At 43.6% G+C, this 18,498-nt stretch carries 19 protein-coding genes; 17 read left to right on the top strand and 2 right to left on the bottom strand.

The window, feature by feature from the left end; translation table 11 throughout:
- Positions 1 to 23 precede the first annotated feature (23 nt).
- The 15 genes from ACSFXN_RS17840 to ACSFXN_RS17910 all read left to right on the top strand — a co-directional run bounded on the left by ACSFXN_RS17840 (position 24) and on the right by ACSFXN_RS17910 (position 15,636).
- Positions 24 to 884 (top strand): 3-hydroxyacyl-CoA dehydrogenase, encoded by an 861-nt coding sequence (locus ACSFXN_RS17840; RefSeq protein WP_437151513.1) that lies wholly within the window; start codon positions 24 to 26, stop codon positions 882 to 884.
- Entirely contained in the window at positions 881 to 1,660 is a 780-nt protein-coding gene (locus ACSFXN_RS17845; protein ID WP_437151514.1) for an enoyl-CoA hydratase/isomerase family protein, read from the top strand. The genes ACSFXN_RS17840 and ACSFXN_RS17845 overlap by 4 nt, the downstream gene beginning before the upstream one ends.
- A 69-nt stretch (positions 1,661 to 1,729) precedes the next feature.
- Positions 1,730 to 2,923, top strand: a complete 1,194-nt coding sequence (locus tag ACSFXN_RS17850; protein ID WP_437151515.1) for a thiolase family protein — start codon at positions 1,730 to 1,732, stop codon at positions 2,921 to 2,923.
- A gap of 65 nt (positions 2,924 to 2,988) precedes the next feature.
- A complete protein-coding gene (locus ACSFXN_RS17855) occupies positions 2,989 to 3,789 on the top strand; it encodes an IclR family transcriptional regulator (protein WP_437151516.1) in 801 nt (266 codons plus the stop codon).
- Between the two features lie 690 nt (positions 3,790 to 4,479).
- Complete coding sequence (locus tag ACSFXN_RS17860; RefSeq protein ID WP_437151518.1) at positions 4,480 to 4,887, top strand: FAS1-like dehydratase domain-containing protein; 408 nt, start codon at positions 4,480 to 4,482, stop codon at positions 4,885 to 4,887.
- 12 nt (positions 4,888 to 4,899) lie between these two features.
- Positions 4,900 to 5,280 carry a MaoC/PaaZ C-terminal domain-containing protein gene (locus tag ACSFXN_RS17865; protein WP_437151520.1) on the top strand — a complete coding sequence of 127 codons (381 nt, stop codon included), beginning with the start codon at positions 4,900 to 4,902 and terminating at the stop codon, positions 5,278 to 5,280.
- Between the two features lie 35 nt (positions 5,281 to 5,315).
- Positions 5,316 to 6,092, top strand: a complete 777-nt coding sequence (locus ACSFXN_RS17870) for an enoyl-CoA hydratase/isomerase family protein (protein WP_437151521.1) — start codon at positions 5,316 to 5,318, stop codon at positions 6,090 to 6,092.
- Between the two features lie 54 nt (positions 6,093 to 6,146).
- Positions 6,147 to 6,887, top strand: coding sequence for a 3-oxoacyl-ACP reductase FabG (gene fabG / locus ACSFXN_RS17875; RefSeq protein ID WP_437151522.1), 741 nt, complete (start codon positions 6,147 to 6,149; stop codon positions 6,885 to 6,887).
- Positions 6,888 to 6,936: 49 nt separating this feature from the next.
- On the top strand, positions 6,937 to 8,109 hold the full coding sequence (locus ACSFXN_RS17880; RefSeq protein ID WP_437151524.1) for a TAXI family TRAP transporter solute-binding subunit: 1,173 nt from the start codon (positions 6,937 to 6,939) through the stop codon (positions 8,107 to 8,109).
- Between the two features lie 67 nt (positions 8,110 to 8,176).
- Positions 8,177 to 10,090 carry a TRAP transporter permease gene (locus tag ACSFXN_RS17885; protein ID WP_437151526.1) on the top strand — a complete coding sequence of 638 codons (1,914 nt, stop codon included), beginning with the start codon at positions 8,177 to 8,179 and terminating at the stop codon, positions 10,088 to 10,090.
- Positions 10,091 to 10,126: 36 nt separating this feature from the next.
- The gene (locus tag ACSFXN_RS17890; protein WP_437151528.1) at positions 10,127 to 12,274 is read left to right on the top strand and encodes an acetate--CoA ligase family protein; all 2,148 of its coding nucleotides are present in this window, start codon (positions 10,127 to 10,129) and stop codon (positions 12,272 to 12,274) included.
- 15 nt (positions 12,275 to 12,289) lie between these two features.
- Positions 12,290 to 12,718 carry a PaaI family thioesterase gene (locus tag ACSFXN_RS17895; protein ID WP_437151529.1) on the top strand — a complete coding sequence of 143 codons (429 nt, stop codon included), beginning with the start codon at positions 12,290 to 12,292 and terminating at the stop codon, positions 12,716 to 12,718.
- Between the two features lie 21 nt (positions 12,719 to 12,739).
- Positions 12,740 to 13,912 carry an acyl-CoA dehydrogenase family protein gene (locus tag ACSFXN_RS17900; protein ID WP_437151531.1) on the top strand — a complete coding sequence of 391 codons (1,173 nt, stop codon included), beginning with the start codon at positions 12,740 to 12,742 and terminating at the stop codon, positions 13,910 to 13,912.
- Positions 13,913 to 13,929: 17 nt separating this feature from the next.
- A complete protein-coding gene (locus ACSFXN_RS17905; protein ID WP_437151533.1) occupies positions 13,930 to 14,721 on the top strand; it encodes a citryl-CoA lyase in 792 nt (263 codons plus the stop codon).
- 132 nt (positions 14,722 to 14,853) lie between these two features.
- The gene (locus tag ACSFXN_RS17910) at positions 14,854 to 15,636 is read left to right on the top strand and encodes an IclR family transcriptional regulator (protein ID WP_437151535.1); all 783 of its coding nucleotides are present in this window, start codon (positions 14,854 to 14,856) and stop codon (positions 15,634 to 15,636) included.
- Between the two features lie 44 nt (positions 15,637 to 15,680).
- Here ACSFXN_RS17910 and ACSFXN_RS17915 read toward each other — a convergent pair whose 3' ends face one another.
- Positions 15,681 to 16,577 (bottom strand): DNA-3-methyladenine glycosylase family protein, encoded by an 897-nt coding sequence (locus tag ACSFXN_RS17915; protein WP_437151537.1) that lies wholly within the window; start codon positions 16,575 to 16,577, stop codon positions 15,681 to 15,683.
- 203 nt (positions 16,578 to 16,780) lie between these two features.
- Here ACSFXN_RS17915 and ACSFXN_RS17920 point away from each other — a divergent pair, with 203 nt between their 5' ends.
- Positions 16,781 to 17,326: a GNAT family N-acetyltransferase gene (locus tag ACSFXN_RS17920; protein ID WP_437151539.1), complete on the top strand. Its 546-nt coding sequence runs from the start codon at positions 16,781 to 16,783 to the stop codon at positions 17,324 to 17,326.
- A gap of 25 nt (positions 17,327 to 17,351) precedes the next feature.
- On the opposite strand, the gene ACSFXN_RS17925 is transcribed toward ACSFXN_RS17920, so the two are convergent.
- Positions 17,352 to 17,528: a CsbD family protein gene (locus tag ACSFXN_RS17925; protein ID WP_300991430.1), complete on the bottom strand. Its 177-nt coding sequence runs from the start codon at positions 17,526 to 17,528 to the stop codon at positions 17,352 to 17,354.
- A 255-nt stretch (positions 17,529 to 17,783) separates the two neighbouring features.
- On the opposite strand from ACSFXN_RS17925, the gene ACSFXN_RS17930 reads away from it, so the two are divergent.
- Positions 17,784 to 18,395, top strand: a complete 612-nt coding sequence (locus tag ACSFXN_RS17930) for a 3'-5' exonuclease (RefSeq protein ID WP_437151541.1) — start codon at positions 17,784 to 17,786, stop codon at positions 18,393 to 18,395.
- The last annotated feature ends 103 nt before the right edge of the window (positions 18,396 to 18,498 follow it).

Consider the following 18,498-nt stretch of genomic DNA (forward strand, 5'->3'; position numbering starts at 1 on the left):
CAAAAAGAAAAGGGAGTGAAACGATGAGAAATTTCTCAGTGATCGGTTCAGGAATTATGGGAAGGGGCATCGCATATACGGCAGCTTTGAGCGGATTTGACGTTATTCTTCACGATATCAAGGAATCAGCCCTTGAAAACGCCAAACAATACATCCAGGAGGAGATGAAGAAAAGTGCTGAACGCGGATACATCAAATCTGGAGACGCAGAAGCAGCATTAAAAAGAATCACCTACACAGAAAGTTTTGAAAAAGCCTCTCAGCAAGCAGATGTTGTAATCGAAGCAGTTCTTGAAAAAATAGAATTGAAGATTGATGTTTTCAAGCGTTTAGACCAGCACTGTCCACCTCATGCATTATTAGCTACCAATACCTCCACGATGAGTCCGACAGAAATCGGCGCTCAAATATCCCGCCCAGAAAAGCTTGTAGCTATGCACTTTTTCAACCCTGTCCACAAAATGAAATTAATCGAGATCATCAGAGGGTTAGAAACCTCTGATGACACTGTTGCCTTGGCAAAAAAAGTCGGTGAAAAACTAGGGAAGGAAACAGTCGAAGTCAATGAGTTTCCTGGTTTTGTCACCAGTCGCATGAATTGCCTGATCGGCAACGAAGCGATGAATATGCTCCAAGAAGGTGTAGCTTCAGCAGAAGATATTGATAAAGCCTTGAAGTTGGGGCTGAATCATCCAATGGGTCCGCTTGAATTAGCCGACCTGGTGGGACTTGATACACGGCTGCGCAATATGGAATACCTCTATCACACTTTAGGGGAAAAATATCGCCCTTGTCCATTATTGATTAAATACGTCAAAGCAGGCAGGCTTGGCAGAAAGTCAGGTTCCGGTTTTTATGATTATGGAACAAGGCAAGGAGGATGACCATGTTTCACAATATCTTGCTTGATTTTAACGAAACCTATGCTTTGATCACTATTAACCGGCCTGAAGTCAGAAATGCTTTAAACGCAGAGACATTGAAGGAAATTGAAGAAGCAGTGGACCTTTGTGAAAGCAATCCGACAGTGAGTGTCATTGTATTTAGAGGAGCCGGGGATAAATCATTTGCTGCTGGAGCGGATATCGGCCAATTGAGAGAGCGTAAAATGCTGGATGCTTTAGCACCGGGCATGCAAGCTACGTACAAGAAAATTGAAAACTGCAGTAAGGCAACGATTGCAGCCATCAATGGCTTTGCTCTTGGCGGCGGTTGCGAGCTGGCACTGGCATGTGATTTACGTGTAGCAGCGGAAACTGCAAGAATCGGGTTGCCGGAACTGAACTTAGGAATTATTCCAGGCGCTGGAGGGACACAACGGCTTTCGCGCATTGTCGGCAAAGGGATTGCTCTTGATATGATTTTAACAGGAAGAATTATCAGTGGAGAGGAAGCTGAACGCATCGGATTGGTGTCAGAAGCCGTTCCTCTCGAAAAATTGGATTATCTTGTTGAACAAAAAGCGAAGGCAATTCATGCAAAAGGACCGATTGCGGTGAAATTGACAAAAATGGTCGTGAACCGTGGGTATGATATCGACCTGGAAACAACTTTGCTGATTGAAAAGATGGCGCAGACGATCGCTTTTGGCACAGAGGACAAAGTGGAGGGAACTGCCGCTTTTATGGAAAAAAGAGTTGCGCAATTTAAAAACCAGTAAGAAGCAATACAAATTTAAGAGGCGATGTACGGACTGCCTCACCATTTATAAGAAAAGGAGTGAAGTGATTTGAACAATCCGGTGATTATTGCATCTACACGAACAGCTATCGGAAAAATGGGTGGTGCCTTAAAAGATGAACTTGTAGATTTTTTAGCTGCAAAAGTAATTGATGAGGTAGTGAAACGTGGATCCTTCGATAAGCAAGCCATTGATGAAGTCATTATTGGCCAAGCAAAACAAAGTGCGGATTCTTCCAATTTGGCTCGTCTTGCTCTTTTGCGCGCGGAACTTCCAATTGAAACGACGGGATATACAGTGCACCGGCAATGTGGTTCCGGCTTGCAGGCCATTAACAATGCCGACCAGCAAATCCGATTGGGCCTGTCGGATGTCGTTGTGGCAGGCGGAGCGGAAAGCATGAGCACGGCACCCTATTACATGCGGAACGCCCGGTATGGATATGGTGCTGGAAATGCAATGTTGGTTGATCCGAATACAGAAAGCCAGCCTCGTTCCCAACCGATGGAAGTATATGGCGATTTGACGATGGGCTTAACGGCTGAAAACTTGGCGGTCCAATATGGTATCAGCCGTATGGAGCAAGACGAGTTTGCTTTTCGGAGCCAGGAGTTGGCTGAAAAAGCGATTCTTTCAGGATATTTTGTGGAAGAAATTGTGCCCTACGAAATCAAAGCGAGAAAAGAAGTGATAATTTTTGATCGAGACGAACATCCAAGAAAAACGTCAGTCGGGAAAATGGCGAATTTAAAAGCAGTTTTTAAAGAAGAGGGAACTGTTACGGCAGCTAATGCCAGCGGAAGAAATGACGCAGCCTCTGCTGTATTGATGATGTCGGAACAAAAGGCGCATGAATACGGACTAAAGCCTAAAGCGCGGATCGTTGCCCAGGCAGTGTCGGGTGTATCACCGGAAATTATGGGAATTGGACCTGTGCCCTCTACCTTGAAGGCATTAAAAATGGCAAATTTAAATTTGGATGATATTGGCTTGATTGAATTAAACGAAGCTTTTGCGGCGCAATCGCTTGCCGTTATTAAAGAACTTAATTTGGATATTGGCCGTGTCAATGTAAACGGGGGAGCCATTGCACTTGGCCATCCAATTGGTGCATCCGGCAGCATCCTGATGACAAAACTGCTGCATGACATGGAGAGAAAAGGTGAAAAATACGGTCTCGTCACTTTATGCATGGGTGGCGGGCAAGGCATAACAACGATTGTCGAGAATCTACAGGTATAGCTGAAACGAAGAATGAAATGATTGAATTCAAATTTATGGCATCACGAATACTTGGAGGAAAAAAGATGAATCAAAGTGTAATCAAAGCCCTGCAGTTAATGGAATATTTTAAAGAGCATCCTGAACTGACGCTGGCCGAATTGGCCGAATTGGACAAGATGCCAAAACCAACAGCTTACCGCCTAATTTCTTCTTTGGAAGCAAGTGGATTTTTGGTGAAAACGAAGAACTCCAGCCATGATGTTAAATACCGTCTGGGACTGAAACTTTTAGAACTGGGAACTTATGTTGCTGAGTACATGGATTATAGAAAAATTGCATTGCCTTACATGGAGCAATTGAATCGTGAATTAAATGAAGCTGTCCATTTGGCGATCCTTGACGGCGAAGAAGCAACATATGTAGAAAAAGTGGAAGGACAGAATTACATTCGGCTCAACAGCAAAGTGGGTGGAAGACTGCCGCTGTATGCAGGCTCCGCGCCAAAATTACTATTGGCTTTTCTAGATCAAGCGAGAATCGATGAAATTTTGGAGAACCGCGAGCTTCGGAAGTTTACAGAAAATACGGTAACTGACAAGAAAAAACTGTTGAAAGAGTTGGAGGACATACGTAAGCAAGGTTATTCCTACAGCCAAGCGGAATATTATGCCGACATTGCCGGATTTTCTTTTCCTATCCGCAATCACCGGGGCGACGTGATTGCAGCGCTAGTTGTCAGTGCTCCAATCCATAAGTTTACAAAAGAAAATAAGATTCGGATAAAAGAAAAAATGAAAGAGGCAGCTTCCAGTATTTCAATTGAATTGGGTTATAGAGAAGAGGAGATTACCATGCCCTCTAAAAAAGATATTTCTTATGAATAACCGAAAGTTACAGGAACCTGCTCAATTACGACTCCCGATAAGATAGCCTGATAACTATATAAGTTGAACTTAAAAATCATCATTTCATACATCGCTTCGGCCGCTTTGGGCAGGACTCCCGCCATGAGCCGAGAAGACCACTCGTCTCATAGCTAAAAACCTCCTGCACCTGCAGTACTGCGCTAGCTTCGTCGCAAAGAAAATGACCCAAACTACTTTTGGATCATTTCCTTGCCTAGCCCCTGGATGCGCCGGCGCTGGGTAAGCTCATTGAGAATAGGAAACTCCATCCGTTTCTGCAGTGCTAGCTAAGATATGGAGCAAAACAGCGGAGACGCCCGCGGCAAGCGCAGCTGGTTTGCGGAATATCGATAGTGAAAGGTTATTAGTTCAACTTATATAGCTATTCTTCGAGCTTTTCTTCTTTAAGCACCCACCACTTAGAAAAATCTCTCTTAATGCCTCTAATATTAAGAATTCATTAATAAATAATAAAATATTCAGAAAATTGTTTACTTATTCTTTTCACCCATGTAAAGTAGTGTTTAATAATAAGTATATAAGTTTATTAAATGCATGTTTTAAAGGTTTTAAGTTTTTCTTATATGAAAAGAATATTTTATTTAATGTTTCGATTTTGAAGTTTTTCGTTAATGTAAACGGATACATTTTATGAATGGAGGCTATTCAATGCTAGAAGCAAAAGAAAATAAGATTGGAAAGAAGTTTGACGAGTTCACTTACCGGCTTGAAGCAGGAAAAGTAAAAGAATTAGCACTTGCTATTGGAGATGACAATCCTGATTACCTGACTGGTAAAAAGTTGCTGCCTACTATTGCTACAGTAATCGATTTTTGGGGTGGAGGAATTCCATATGGCCAGCTGCTCGGATTGAATTTAAAAAAAGTTCTTCATGGAGAACAAAGATATGAATACTACACAGGCTTCCAAATTGGAGAAGAAATTACAGTGTCCACGGAAATTTTAGATATACAGAAAAAGAAAGGAATGGACCTTTATACCGTGAAAAGAGAGTACCGGAACCAAAACAATGAAATTGCCCTAATCGGCTACGCCACAATTATCGAGAAACATTAAGGAGGAATGTGAATGCAAATCGGATATGAATTTCCCCCATTGGAGAAAGAAGAGATTACCCATACGCAGCTTGTAAAATACGCTGGAGCTTCAGGCGATTTCAATCCTATTCATACAGTAGTCCCTTTTGCTGAAGAAGCTGGGTTAAACGGAGCAATTGCACACGGAATGCTGATTATGGGCTTTATAGGTCAGGCAATTGGCGCTTGGTTTCCTGAACAAGACTTAGCGGAACTCTCTGTCCGGTTCAAAGCGATGACACGCCCTGGAGAAGCGATCACCATAACGGGCGAGATTGTAGAGGAACATCCAGTTTATTGGTCTTGTGTTGCATACGCCAAAAGCGGAGAAGAAGTTAAAGTTACAGCGAAATTTCAGGTGAAAAAGAAATAAGGATTAATTTTTCAGAAGAAAAGGAGGGGGTTCGTTTGGAGCCTTGCATCAAATACGAAAAACAAAACAATATAGCCATTTTGGAACTCAGCAATCCTAAAGAGCTGAATGCGATGACCACAGGAATGCGAAAACAGTTCTTGGAGCTTCTTCAAACAGTCGAACAAGATGCTGATATCAAAGTGATTGTCGTAAAAGGAGAAAACGGCAATTTCTGTACTGGGAGCAGCGTCAACGGAATGGGCATTCGAACAGCCATTGAAACTTACGACCATATGGATTTATTCGCAACGTTAATCTTGAAAATCCATAACATGAAAAAGATTGTCATCTCTATGGTTGAAGGATATTCAGTGGGGGCAGGGTTCAGTTTGGCTTTAGCTGCGGATATGGTCTACGCTTCACCGGACGCCAAGTTCGGACTCGCTTTCAATAAGTTGGGCCTTATACCGGACTGTGGGTTAAACTACTTTCTTCCCGAACGTGTAGGTCCATATAAAGCAAAAGAATGGATTTTGAGCGCCGCAATGATTGGAGCGGAAGAAGCTAAAGAAAACCGTCTGATCAATGGAATCTTTCCGAAAGAAGAATTATTTGCAGCAGTCCTGGAAAAAGCAGAAAGCATTGCGGCGGGACCGTATTACACAAATATGATGACCAAAGAAATGATTAACAAATCAAGCCATAGGACATTGGAAGAAACGCTAGAAGCAGAACGCTTTGCTCAAACCATTCTCCAGCAGACTGATGATCATAAAGAAGGAATAAATGCTTTCCGCAATAAACAAAAACCGGTTTTCACCGGAAAATAGCCCTTTAGAAAACAATCATCTTTATCACTAAAACTTGGAAAGAAGGTTTTGACAATGGATTTAACCGGAAAAATTGCGCTAGTTACAGGAAGCGGCCAAGGGATTGGCCGGGATACAGCATTGGAACTTGCCAAACATGGGGCCCATATCGTAGTGGCGGACATGAATTTAGAAGCCGCAGAGAAAGTGAAACGTGAAGTGGAAGCATTGGGTAAAAAGGCGATTGCCTGTCAAGTGAATGTAGCTGATAAAAATGATGTCGAGAAAATGATGGAGGCAACGCTCGAAGCGTTCGGTGATCTTGATATCCTTGTGAACAATGCCGGCATTACCCGTGACGCCATGATGCATAAAATGACGGAAGAACATTTTGATCAGGTCATCCAGGTACATATGAAGGGAACTTTCTTATGCATGCAGGCAGCTGCGCTTCATATGCGAAAAAAAGAAAAAGGAAAGATTATCAACATCTCTTCTATCTCAGGGAAGATCGGAAATATGGGACAAGTCAATTACGCAGGAGCAAAAGCTGGAATTGTGGCAATGACGAAAGTCGCGGCAAGAGAATCGGCCAGATACCAGATTAACGTCAATGCCATCCAACCTGGATTTATTGATTCTGAAATGACTCGGGCGATGCCTGAAGAAATCCGGCAGGCCAGAATCGAAGAGATTCCGCTGCAGCGTCCAGGACAGCCAAAAGATATTGCCAATGCAGTGATTTTCCTGGCTTCAGAATACTCGAATTATATTACGGGAACCGTTATCGAAGTAGCTGGCGGCCGCTCGATGTAAGCGTTAATAAAAAACGGTCAAACAACTAATAATAGAGGAGTGAGATGACATGATAAAAAAGCAGACAGGTCTTTTGGTGATGTTGGTCTTCGTATTGATTTTAGGAGCATGCAGCGGCACAAGTGAAGGCAGCACAGAAAGCGGGAAATCTTCAGGCAACAGCGGTTCTCTTGAAAATCTTCCGGATCAAATGGTGTGGAGTGTTTATGACGTCGGATCAGGCGGCTATACGGAAGCAACGGCCATTGCCAATGAAATATCGAAAAGCTATGGCACTCAAATTCGTCTATTGCCTTCGTCCGGCGGGGTTGGCAGAATGCAGCCGATGAAAAACGGCATGGCGGGCATTGGCCGCCTTGGAGATGAATATCAATTTGCTTTTGAAGGAAATGATGAATTTGCTACGCAGGACTGGGGACCACAGGACTTACGAGTAGTATGGGCTCCTTTCAGCTATCTTGGATTCGTCACACTGGAAAAATCAGGAATAAAGACAGTCGCGGATTTAAAAGGAAAAAAAGTTCCTTATATTACCGGCAACCAGTCCGTAAATATCAAAGCTGAAGCTGCTCTCGCTTTCGCTGGATTAACTTGGGATGATGTAGAAAAAACGGAACTATCCGATTATGGCGGCCAGGCGGATGCAATGAAAAATGGCCAGATTGATGTAACGTTCATGAATCCGACAGCATCTGTGCTGATTGAACTGGATAGTATGGACGACATTGCTTGGATTGAAATGCCTGCCGACGACACAGAAGGCTGGAAACGTGTCCAGGAAATAGCACCATGGGTAATGCCGAGTGATATGGATAACGGAGCTGGCATGACTGCGGAAAATCCGATTACGATTATGGGATACGGATATCCAGCGGTAGCCTATTCAGATCAAACAGCTGAGAGTGTTTATGCTTATGTAAAAGCGATGGATGAAACATATGATGACTGGAAAGATGCTGCAGCGAACCTCCATAACTGGCACAAAGAAAACATTCTTGTAGAACCATACGGAGTACCGGTTCATGAAGGAACAATCAAATTCCTGGAAGAAGAGGGATTATGGACAGATGAATACCAAAAGAAAAACGATGAACTCGTTGAACGCTCTAAAAAGTTGAAAGAAGCATGGGACCAGACAGTGAAAAGTGCCAAAGATGAAGGGATCAGTAAAGAAGAATTCCCGGAATACTGGGCTGCTAAAAAAGAAGAGCTAGTGAAGTAATAAAAAACAAGCGCGCCGAAGAACAAAAATCTTGGGTGCGCATCACTAACATAAAGGTGGTGTAGAGATGGAACAAAGATTAAATAAATTCTGGGGCAGCGTAGTGGTGATATTAACAGTAGTAGGAGTCTTGCTGACCATCAATCAATTATTTTATCTAAATCTTTTTGGTTTAAATCCAATCAACTCAGCTTATCTTTACTTTCTATTAGCAGCATTTATGCCATTGGCTTTTATTATTCACCCATTCAGCAAGAAAAAAGAGAATCAGAACGTCCAGTGGTTTGATGTCATTCTAATGATTCTGGCTTTTGTTATTCCATTTTACATGGGGCTCAATGCACAACGGATTATCAGCGAAGGCTGGGAATACATTTCTCCAGCGATTGCGACAGTTTTCAGTGTGATTTTCTGGATAATTATCCTCGAAGGACTTCGCCGTGTGGCAGGTCTCGCGATTATGATAATTGCTGCGGCGTTTTCATTGTATCCGCTAATTTCTGGAGCAGTGCCAATCGGTTTTTTGTCAGGCCAAACATTCGATTTTCTAACAACGGCACGGAACCATGTTATGAGTACGAACAGTGTAATTGGTATTCCATTTGACACAGTCGGATCTTTATTAATCGGTTTTATGCTATTCGGAGTTGTGCTGACAGCTTCAGGAGGAGGAGATTTCTTCTTCAACCTGGCGCAATCGATTTTTGGCCGTTACCGCGGTGGATCAGCTAAAGTTGCCGTTATCAGCAGCGCATTTTTCGGGATGCTGAGCGGAAGCGCAATTTCAAATACGATCACAACCGGTGCGATGACCATCCCTTCCATGAAGAAAGCAGGCTACCCGGCCCATTATGCCGGTGCAATTGAAGCTACAGCTTCTACGGGTGGGACCATTACACCGCCAATTATGGGATCGGCTGCATTTATCATGGCATCATTTATCGGGGTGCCATACGCGGAAATCGCTTTGGCAGCAGCTATTCCTGCCTTCCTCTACTTTTTCGCTTTGCTGGTCCAGGCGGATGGCTATGCAGCAAAAAACAACTTGCGCGGAATCCCGAAAGAGCAATTGCCGTCATTGGTTTCAACTTTAAAACAAGGATGGCCTTTCCTGACAGTTCTGGTTTTGCTGACGTATCTTCTTGTGGTTATGCGCAATGAAGGACAAGCGCCGTTTTATGTAAGTTTGCTGTTATTTGTTCTTGCAATGACGAGAAAAGAAACGCGCTTCAATAAAGAAAAATTATATAACCTTGGAATTGATGCAGGACGCATCCTGACAGATTTAACCGCTCTAATTGCAGGTATCGGCTTTATTGTCGGATCGCTATCTATCACGGGTGTATCATTCTCGTTCGCGAGAGAATTGGTTTCGGTAGCCGGAGACAATATGTTCCTGATTCTAGTTGCTGGTGCGATTACAAGTTTTGTACTTGGCATGGGGATGACAGTTTCAGCCGTATACATCTTCCTGGCAGTGGTTATGGCTCCTGCTTTGGTACAGCTAGGAATCGATCCGATTGCGGCTCACTTATTCGTTTTATACTGGGCGACTGTTTCTTACATTACGCCTCCAGTGGCTTTGGCTTCGTTTGCCGCAGCTGGAATTGCCAAAGCTAACGCAATGAGGACTGGCTTTACCTCTGTCCGGCTCGGAATTGTTACTTTCCTGGTTCCATTTATAATCGTCTACAATCCTGCACTGATTGGCCGGGGAGAAATATCGGAAATCATTAGCGTAGTAGGGACTGCCATTATCGGTGTTTTCTTATTGGCTTCAGTTCTGGAAGGCTACGTGATATGGGCAGGAACTATGAAAAACGTATGGATTCGAATCCTTTTAGGTGCGGTTTCCCTAATGATTATTGCGCCTTTCCTTTATTTAAGTTTAATTGGAATCGCAGTTTCTATCGTTCTATTGCTTATTATCCGCACAAGCAATAAAGCAGCATTGCGTTCAGAAGAAGCGATTGTTGAATAAAGCCAAAAGTATTCTGGAAACGAAAGGGAGTTGTGTATGCCAGCGAACAATTTAAAAGATTTCTTTCATCCACAATCAATTGCCATCATCGGAGCTTCAAAAGATTTGACTTCAATCAGCGGGAAACCGATGAAAAACTTGCTTCAGCATAAGTTTGAGGGGCAAATTTATCCAGTCAATCCCCGCTACGAGGAGATTGAAGGCGTGAAATGCTACAGCAGCATTCTCGATATTCCAGGAAAAGTGGATCTCGCTATGATCGCGATCTCTGCTGCAAGATTACTGTCGATATTAGAAGAATGCATCCAAAAAGAGGTGTATAACATCTTGCTCTTCAGTTCGGGATTTGCGGAAATTGGAGAGAGCGGAAGAAAGATCCAGGACGCAGTAGCAAAACTGGCAAAAGAAAACAATGTGCGCATTATCGGACCGAACAGTGTTGGTTGCCTGAATGTAAAAGAAAGCATTCCAATGGGTTTCGCAACTTCAATGGAAGCAGAAAACGGCTTTAAGCGCGGGAATATTGGTCTTGTTTCTCAAAGCGGCGCTCTCGGTTTTTCAGTTTTCGGCTTAGCGCAGGAAGAAAATCTCGGATTTACGTATGTAGTGAATACCGGGAACGAAATGGATGTCACGACCATCGATACGATGGAATCCATGCTTGAAGATGAGGAGACGACAGTAATTGCGGCTTATATGGAAGGAGTTCCTGATGGCCAGCAATTGATCCAGGTGGCGAAACGCGCGAAAGTATTGAAGAAACCGCTGATTATTTTAAAAACGGGAAGGTCCGAAATCGGAAAAGAGGCTGCATCTTCCCATACCGCCTCTTTAGCCGGTTCGGAAGAAATGTTCGAAGTGATTGCCAAGCAATATGGCATCCTTACTGTGAAAGATATTGATGAAATGATTGATGTTATGAAAATCGTTTCGAGAAGAAAATGGGCAGGCGGTCGCAAGCTGGTAACAGTATCCAATTCGGGAGCAGCTGGTATCGCGATGGCAGACTTTAGTGAAGAACTGGGCCTGAGTTTGGAACCGCTTCAAGGCAAGACAAAAGAAGTGATCGAAGCCACGATTCCATCGTATGGTTCTGCGTTAAACCCAATTGACATTACGGCGCAAGCTTTGAAAGAACAGCATATTTTTACGGAAACGATTGAAACACTTGTAAAGGACGATAATACCGACATTATCGTAATCCAGACAACTTTTGGTGGAGCCTTAGGTGAAGAAATTTGCCGTAAAGTGGCAGAAATCGACAAGCGGGAAGAAAAGCCGATCATTGTGACCGTCACAGGAACGGAAGAATTGACCGGCAAAGGGCGTGAAGTGCTCCGCAAAAATGGTGTTCCGGTTTACAAGACCACTTACGATACGATGCTTGCAGTCAAGCATTTGGCGGATCTGTCTGAGTTTTACCGTACGGAGGATCGTGCCATTGCCATGTCTTCCGAAATTGTGAGATTGAAGCCAAGAGACAATCGGACAGCCGTCTGGACGGAAGAAAAATCGAAAGCGTTGCTAAAGCAATTGGCAATCACTGTACCATTAAATGCGATAGCTGAATCTTATCAGGAAGTTGAACAAGTAATTGCAGATTTGAAATTTCCGTTAGTCGCTAAAGTCATTTCGAAAGACATTTTGCATAAAACCGATGCCGGCGGCGTCAAGCTGGACATTCAAAATATCGATGAATCGAAACAAGCATTCGAAGATATCATTGCTTCCAGTAAAAATTACAAGGAAGATGCCTTAGTCAATGGGGTATTGTTTGAAGAAATGCTCGTTGAAAAAGGGGTGGAAATGTTCATTGGGATCAAGCAGGACCCACAGTTCGGAAGCTTTATCGTCTGTGGACTAGGTGGCATCTTTATCGAAGTTCTAAAAGACATAGCAATTCGCCACGTACCGATTGATAAAGCGGATGCATTATTAATGGTCGAGGAACTGAAAGGCTATGCGCTGCTTCAAGGGATACGCGGAAGCGGAAAGGCTGATATTGAAGCGTTCGCCGATGCACTTGTTAATATTTCCGACTTTGTCTATGCACAAAATGGCAGCCTGAAGGAAATGGACATCAATCCAATAATGGTATTGGACGAAGGAAAAGGAATTGTAGCACTCGATGGACTGCTCGTCTGGAACAAAGTCGAAGCTCCAGACTTAGTAGTAAATCCATAAGGAGAGTGAGGAATTATGCTGAAAACTGAAACCGATTATCTTGAATGGTTAAAAGAGCATTTTGAGAGCGCTCCTTTCTGGAAAAATCTTGGCTTTAAAATTCATTCGATCGAAAAAGGAGAAGCCAAAGTAAAGGTTCTGGTTGCCGATAAAGTACTTAACAATAACCAGACATTGCATGGCGGCGCCATTATGTCCTTGATGGATGTAGCGGTTTCCGTTACATTGCGATCAATCCACCCGGAACTGGTCACGACGGTTTCGTTGACGACCAATTTTATGAATCCGGCAAAAGAAGGAAAGACGGTTTATGCTTCTGCATCGATAGCGGATTCAAAAAGCCGGATCCAGTATGTGAACGCAGAAGTTGTGGATGAAGATGGGATAATTATTGCAAATGGAGTCGGTGTTTTCTCTCTCATAAAAGGAACCAACAAAAACTGAAATTTATTAGGAGGAATTCATATGAATTTTGAACTGTCAGAAGATATCTTGGAAATCAAAAAAACGGTACGCGACTTTGTATACAACGAAGTAGATCCTTACGCCAATCAAATAGAGGAAGACGATGAAATTCCACAATTTATTATTGACAAGAGCAAAGAAATGGGACTTTTCGGCTTGAGCATCCCGGAAGAATATGGTGGGCTTGGGGTCGGCATGGTCGGCAAATGCGCGATTTTTGAAGAGCTTGGAAAAACATCGAATAGTTATACCACGTTGATCGGTGGACACGGTGGAATTGGAACTGTGGGGATTGTTGAAATGGGGAACGAAGAGCAAAAAAGAAAATATTTGCCGAAACTGGCTTCCGGTGAATACATTGGCGCTTTCGTCCTGACTGAACCGAGTGCCGGTTCTGATGCAGCCAATTTAAAAACACAAGCGGTCCGAAAAGGCGATAAATATATCTTAAATGGATCCAAGCATTATATCACCAATGCACCAATTGCAAGCGTCTTTACCGTGATGGCCGTAACAGATCCAAGCAAAGGAGCCAAAGGCATCACATCTTTTATTGTAGAAAAAGATAATCCGGGCTTGATCATAGGAAAAAATGAAGAGAAAATGGGTCTCCGCGGAGTGCATTCGGTTGAGCTTTATTTTGAAGACTGCGAAGTGGATGCAAAAGATATTTTAGGAGAAGAAGGAAAAGGCTATGTCAATGCGCTGAAAATCCTTGCAAATGGACGTGCGGGTCTTGCAGCACGGAATCTCGGATCATGCGAACGATTGTTAGAGCTGACGATAGACTTTGCGATGGAACGCGTACAATTTGGGAAACCGATTTTTGAACAGCAGATCATCCAGCATTACTTGGCAGAAATGGCTTTGGAAATCGAAACATTGCGCAGCTTTACATATAAAGTCGCATGGATGGTGGACCAGGGGCAGAACGTCATTAAAGAAGCGGCAATGGCTAAATTGCTTGGTTCGGAAGTTTACGGACGCGTGGCTGATAAAGCAGTTCAAATCCACGGCGGACTCGGTTATATGAAGTCCTATCCAATCGAACGTTTCTACCGTGATGCCCGAATCGCCCGCATTTATGAAGGAACTTCGGAAATTCAGAAAAATATTATTGCCTCTCAGTTACGTAAAGCTTATAACGCAAAAAACGTAAACGTACCGGTTTAAAAAAAGGAGGAAATAAAATGGACTTTAAAACCAATGTAGGCGTTTCGGAAACTGATAAAATACATGTTCATGGCTATAATTTGGTAGATGATTTGATGGGAGAAATCACCCTTGCTGATATGGCATTTCTAGGCGCTAAACACAGGAAGCCGACAGAAAATGAATCCAAAATGCTTAATGCGGTAATGGTGGCGATTTGCGAACACGGCTTCACACCGAGCTCCATTTCAACGCGTCTAACGTATCTTGGAGCGCCGGAAGCAGTACAAGCAGCGGTAGCTGCCGGGTTATTAGGCGCAGGTTCCGTTTATCTTGGAGCGATGGAGCAAGTTGCAGAAATGCTGACAAAAGGAATGGAAAAGTACGGGGAAGATACACCGGCGGAAGAACTGGCAACGCGGATCCTCGATGAGCGCGCAGAACAAAAACTGCAATTGCCGGGCTTCGGACATCCGATTCACCGGCCGGTTGACCCAAGAACCGTTAAACTGTTTAAACTTGCAAAAGAACTGGGCTTCTATAAGAAAAATTCAGAAGTCATTGAAGAAATCAGCCGGCAATTCAATGAAAGAAAAGGCAGGCCTATCACATTGAATGCTGTTGGGGCAATTGGTGCTGTGTTAGCCGATATGGAATTTGATCACCGCGTCATGAAATCATTCGCTGTTGCCGCACGGGCAGTCGGCCTTGTCGCCCATATTGTTGAAGAAATCGAAGTGGGAAGAAAAGAAAGTGTCGGCCAGCAATTGTTTGATTATGTTGAAGAACATACAGATTACACGGCCAAAAAAGAGGCAATTGTTGAATAAAGAAGATTTCCACAGCGGATTGAAATTTATTTGAAGACTGCCTTAATAATGGCCCTTTAAACAGGATATAATAGTGTGCAGCCCATGAAATAAGGGAATAGGTAGTGGAAACATTGAACCGAGGTGGAGAAGATGGAAGCAGAGAAAAAGAAATATTCCGTTCCGGCAGTCGATACAGCCTTTAAATTGCTTACCTTACTGAGCCGGAAAAAATATCAAAGCAGTACGCTTACCGAGATTTCCAATGCATTATCGATAAATGCAACAACTTGTTACCGGGTGCTTTACGAACTACAGCAAATATCGGTTATCAATTACGATGCCCGAAGCAAACGCTATACACTTGGTCCGTATCTGGTAGTACTTGGAGAACGGGCAAAAGAGCATTTGTTTGATCTATCTATTATTAATGCCCAGCTGGAAAAGCTGACAGCTATCACTGGTCAGACAACTCATTTGGTTTCGCGGGTTGGCAGAAACCGTTCGACTATCATTTCGAAAGTTGAAGGTGACAACTTTGGAGTGCGGGTTTCCGTTGGCCGCCATTTTGAATTGATCGACGGAGCATATGGGAAATGCCTGGCAGCCTATGCCACCAAAGAAGACTTGGAATATTGCTTGCAAAACAACGAACGTGTCCAAGGCTTCAGTGAAGAAGAGCTTGCCGGTCTGCGGCAGGAACTGATTGAAGTGAAAAAGAATGGTTACGCCGTTTCATACAACGAAACGATAAAAGGGATTTTTGGAGTTGGCGCTCCAATTGTAAATTTCAATGGCCAGGCGGAAATGGCTATAGCATTTGCAGGAGTGTGCGCGCAATACGAAAAAGACGAACTGCAGCCATTAATTGACTTGATCAAAGGTGCAGCAGAAGAAATTTCGAAGCAATTGAATAAAGTTTATGCAACGACATAATATAGAAGGAAGCTGGTTCAAGCCGTTACTTGAACCAGCTTTTTTTAATACAGCAGCCGCCACAGATAAAAAGTCGCGTAAGCTTCCCAATTTTTCCACGAAACAGCAACTTCTAGAATTTCCTGTTTCGTCGGTTTGCGGTCAAGCGCCAACTGTAATTTGAGGGCATTGATCAGCCCGACATCATCGACTGGGAACGCAGTCGGAAAGCGGAGGCAGCGCATCAGAACATAATTGGCGGTCCAAGGACCAATGCCGCGGATTTGAATCAATTCTTTTTCAATCTGTTTAAAATCGCCCAATGCCATCAGCTTTTCTTTTGATAGCTCGCCGCTTCCCATCAATTGGGCAACGCCGATGATGTACTCGCATTTCTTCACCGTCATTTTGATATCGGATAAATCGGCAGGCTGCAGTTTAGCAATCTCTTCATACGAAGGGAAGATCCAATAAGTTTGTCCGTTGTATTCAACCGATTCCCCGAACTTCTCAACAAATTGGCGTTTTAGCGTATAAGCATAACCTAAATTGATTTGCTGGCCCAAGATTCCCCAGCACAGCGCTTCGAACAAATCCGGGAACCCAATATTGCGCAAGCCATAGAAATCAGTGACGGTCTGTTTTAACAGAGGGTCTTTTTGCGCCATCTCATAAAAAAGAGCGAGGTCGTTATCAAGGTCGAACCAGTCGCGGATAAAAGCGGCAATGGCATTCTTGTTTTCAGTTTTAATGCCAGTCAGAAAATGAACGTGTAAAAAGCGGTTATCGGGACAGGCAATCTGGAACAATGTACGTTCTCCGCCAACATCAAGCGCCCGCGTAATTGTTCCATCTTTAACCATATACATGCACTCTTTCGGGTTGCGCTGCATATAAGCTAAATTAATGCGGAAATCGAATATCTCCGGCAGCTCGATCAGCAATTCTTCTTGAGTATCCAACGACAGTCCTCCTTTCGGTTGTTCATTAGTTAACAGCATTCCAAATTAAGGCAATAGACCCTTGGATGCGCGTACAATATGATGAACGCAAATAAACCTTTGGCGAACGCAAATAAACGCTCACTGAACGCAAATAAAAATTTCTAAACGCAAATAAACTTCGGTTATGCTACGATATACAGTAAATCGAAGGGGGAATTGGTATGTTTATACATAAAATTGATGAAGATTTAGCTTTGAAATTGCCTGAAATGAAAGATGCTGAGCGGATTTTCGAACTGACCGACAGTTCGCGTAAATATTTAAAAGAATGGCTTCCTTGGCTCGATTTTACGACGAAACTGGAAGACACCCAAGATTTTATTAAAACGGGAAGAAGGAATTATGCAGAAGGCAAAACCTTAAATGCAGCCATCCTCTTTAAAGGAGAAATCGTCGGGATGGGCGGCTTCAATACCATCAACCAGGCGAATAAAACAGCTTATATCGGCTATTGGCTCGCACCAGAATACCAAGGGCACGGCATCATGACCCGCGTTGCAAAAGCATTCACCGAGTATGCACTGAATGAGCTGAAGCTCAACAAAGTGGAAATCCGTGCAGCTGTCGGCAATCAGAAAAGCCGCAGCATTCCGGAACGGCTTGGATATATACAAGAAGGCACCATCCGCCAAGCGGAATGGCTGTATGACCATTACGTAGACCATGTCGTCTATGGCATGCTTGCTGAAGAGTGGACAAGGAAATAAAAAAATCCGGCGGTTAAGCCGGATGTTAAGAACCGCGTTTTAATTTTCCAATGGTTTTTTGGAATTTGCCTTTGGTTTTGTCGAACTTGCCTTCATTTTGCAACCGTGAATCGTCCGTAGCATTACCTACTTGATCTTTGACCTCGCCCTTGGTTCTGCTGACAACGCCTTTCAGTTTATCTGAAAATCCTCCACGGGCCATCTTTAATTCCTCCTATAGTTTTTCTTACTATTTGTATAGCACCATAACGGAAATTCTAAACGTTTTCCGGTACAATAAAGAGAAACTTCCTTCAGTGGGAGCGCTATCCCACTGAAGGTTAGTTGAACCAATCGGACTTTTACGGCCAGTGGATCTCCGCTTGGAAAAGCGGAAGATCCTTACTGACCGTTAAAGCGGGATAAAGAGAAACTTCAATTAAAGTGAGGCAAAAGGAATAACGAAAGGAGGGGTGGCGTGGACAAGCGAGACCCGAGACAAATACTCGAACAGAAAATGAGAGAGACCCGGCCAAAATGGGCGAGAAACCAAGCGCCGAGCCCGAAGAAATACAAACCCAGCATGGAGCTGGTTGAAAACTACGTCGTCCTGGATTTTGAAACGACCGGCCTGCGGGCAGGAAGCGATAAAATTATACAGATTGGTGCGGTCAAATACATCGGACATAACCGTGAAGATACCATGTACCTCTTGATCAACCCCGAACAATACATTTCTCCGACCATTACGCGCATCACTGGCATCACCAATGCAGATGTCCAGGATGCGCCGGCCATCGAAGAAGTGGTGGACGAATTGATCGAGTTTATTGAAGGTCTGCCAATTGTGGCGCACAACGCACCGTTCGATATGGGCTTTTTGTACGCACTAGACAAGATTGCGCCGATACCGGAATATACGGTAATCGATACGGTGAAGCTGGCACGGAAAGCTATCCGCGAAACGCCAAACCATAAGCTGGGAACTTTAGCGCAGTATTTGCAGCTTGAGCACAATGCCCATGATGCCTTAGGCGACTGTCTAGTGACAGCGGAAATTTACCAGTATTGTGTCAGCCGAATAAAATAACAAAGCAGCGGTCTCCTTGATGGGGATCGTTTTTTTATTGCCCCAGCGGCTATGAATCAAATTGAAAAAGAGTAAAATACAAGGTAATAACGCATTCGTTTTT

Source organism: Planococcus sp. 1R117A, from assembly GCF_051417975.1.
In the GTDB taxonomy this organism is placed as follows: domain Bacteria; phylum Bacillota; class Bacilli; order Bacillales_A; family Planococcaceae; genus Planococcus; species Planococcus shenhongbingii.

Coding starts and splice junctions, on each gene's coding strand:
- ACSFXN_RS17840 (WP_437151513.1), top strand. CDS start 24: ATGAGAAATTTCTCAGTGATCGGTTCAGGAATTATGGGAAGGGGCATC.
- ACSFXN_RS17845 (WP_437151514.1), top strand. CDS start 881: ATGACCATGTTTCACAATATCTTGCTTGATTTTAACGAAACCTATGCT.
- ACSFXN_RS17855 (WP_437151516.1), top strand. CDS start 2,989: ATGAATCAAAGTGTAATCAAAGCCCTGCAGTTAATGGAATATTTTAAA.
- ACSFXN_RS17860 (WP_437151518.1), top strand. CDS start 4,480: ATGCTAGAAGCAAAAGAAAATAAGATTGGAAAGAAGTTTGACGAGTTC.
- ACSFXN_RS17865 (WP_437151520.1), top strand. CDS start 4,900: ATGCAAATCGGATATGAATTTCCCCCATTGGAGAAAGAAGAGATTACC.
- fabG (WP_437151522.1), top strand. CDS start 6,147: ATGGATTTAACCGGAAAAATTGCGCTAGTTACAGGAAGCGGCCAAGGG.
- ACSFXN_RS17880 (WP_437151524.1), top strand. CDS start 6,937: ATGATAAAAAAGCAGACAGGTCTTTTGGTGATGTTGGTCTTCGTATTG.
- ACSFXN_RS17885 (WP_437151526.1), top strand. CDS start 8,177: ATGGAACAAAGATTAAATAAATTCTGGGGCAGCGTAGTGGTGATATTA.
- ACSFXN_RS17890 (WP_437151528.1), top strand. CDS start 10,127: ATGCCAGCGAACAATTTAAAAGATTTCTTTCATCCACAATCAATTGCC.
- ACSFXN_RS17895 (WP_437151529.1), top strand. CDS start 12,290: ATGCTGAAAACTGAAACCGATTATCTTGAATGGTTAAAAGAGCATTTT.
- ACSFXN_RS17900 (WP_437151531.1), top strand. CDS start 12,740: ATGAATTTTGAACTGTCAGAAGATATCTTGGAAATCAAAAAAACGGTA.
- ACSFXN_RS17905 (WP_437151533.1), top strand. CDS start 13,930: ATGGACTTTAAAACCAATGTAGGCGTTTCGGAAACTGATAAAATACAT.
- ACSFXN_RS17910 (WP_437151535.1), top strand. CDS start 14,854: ATGGAAGCAGAGAAAAAGAAATATTCCGTTCCGGCAGTCGATACAGCC.
- ACSFXN_RS17920 (WP_437151539.1), top strand. CDS start 16,781: ATGTTTATACATAAAATTGATGAAGATTTAGCTTTGAAATTGCCTGAA.
- ACSFXN_RS17925 (WP_300991430.1), bottom strand. CDS start 17,528: ATGGCCCGTGGAGGATTTTCAGATAAACTGAAAGGCGTTGTCAGCAGA.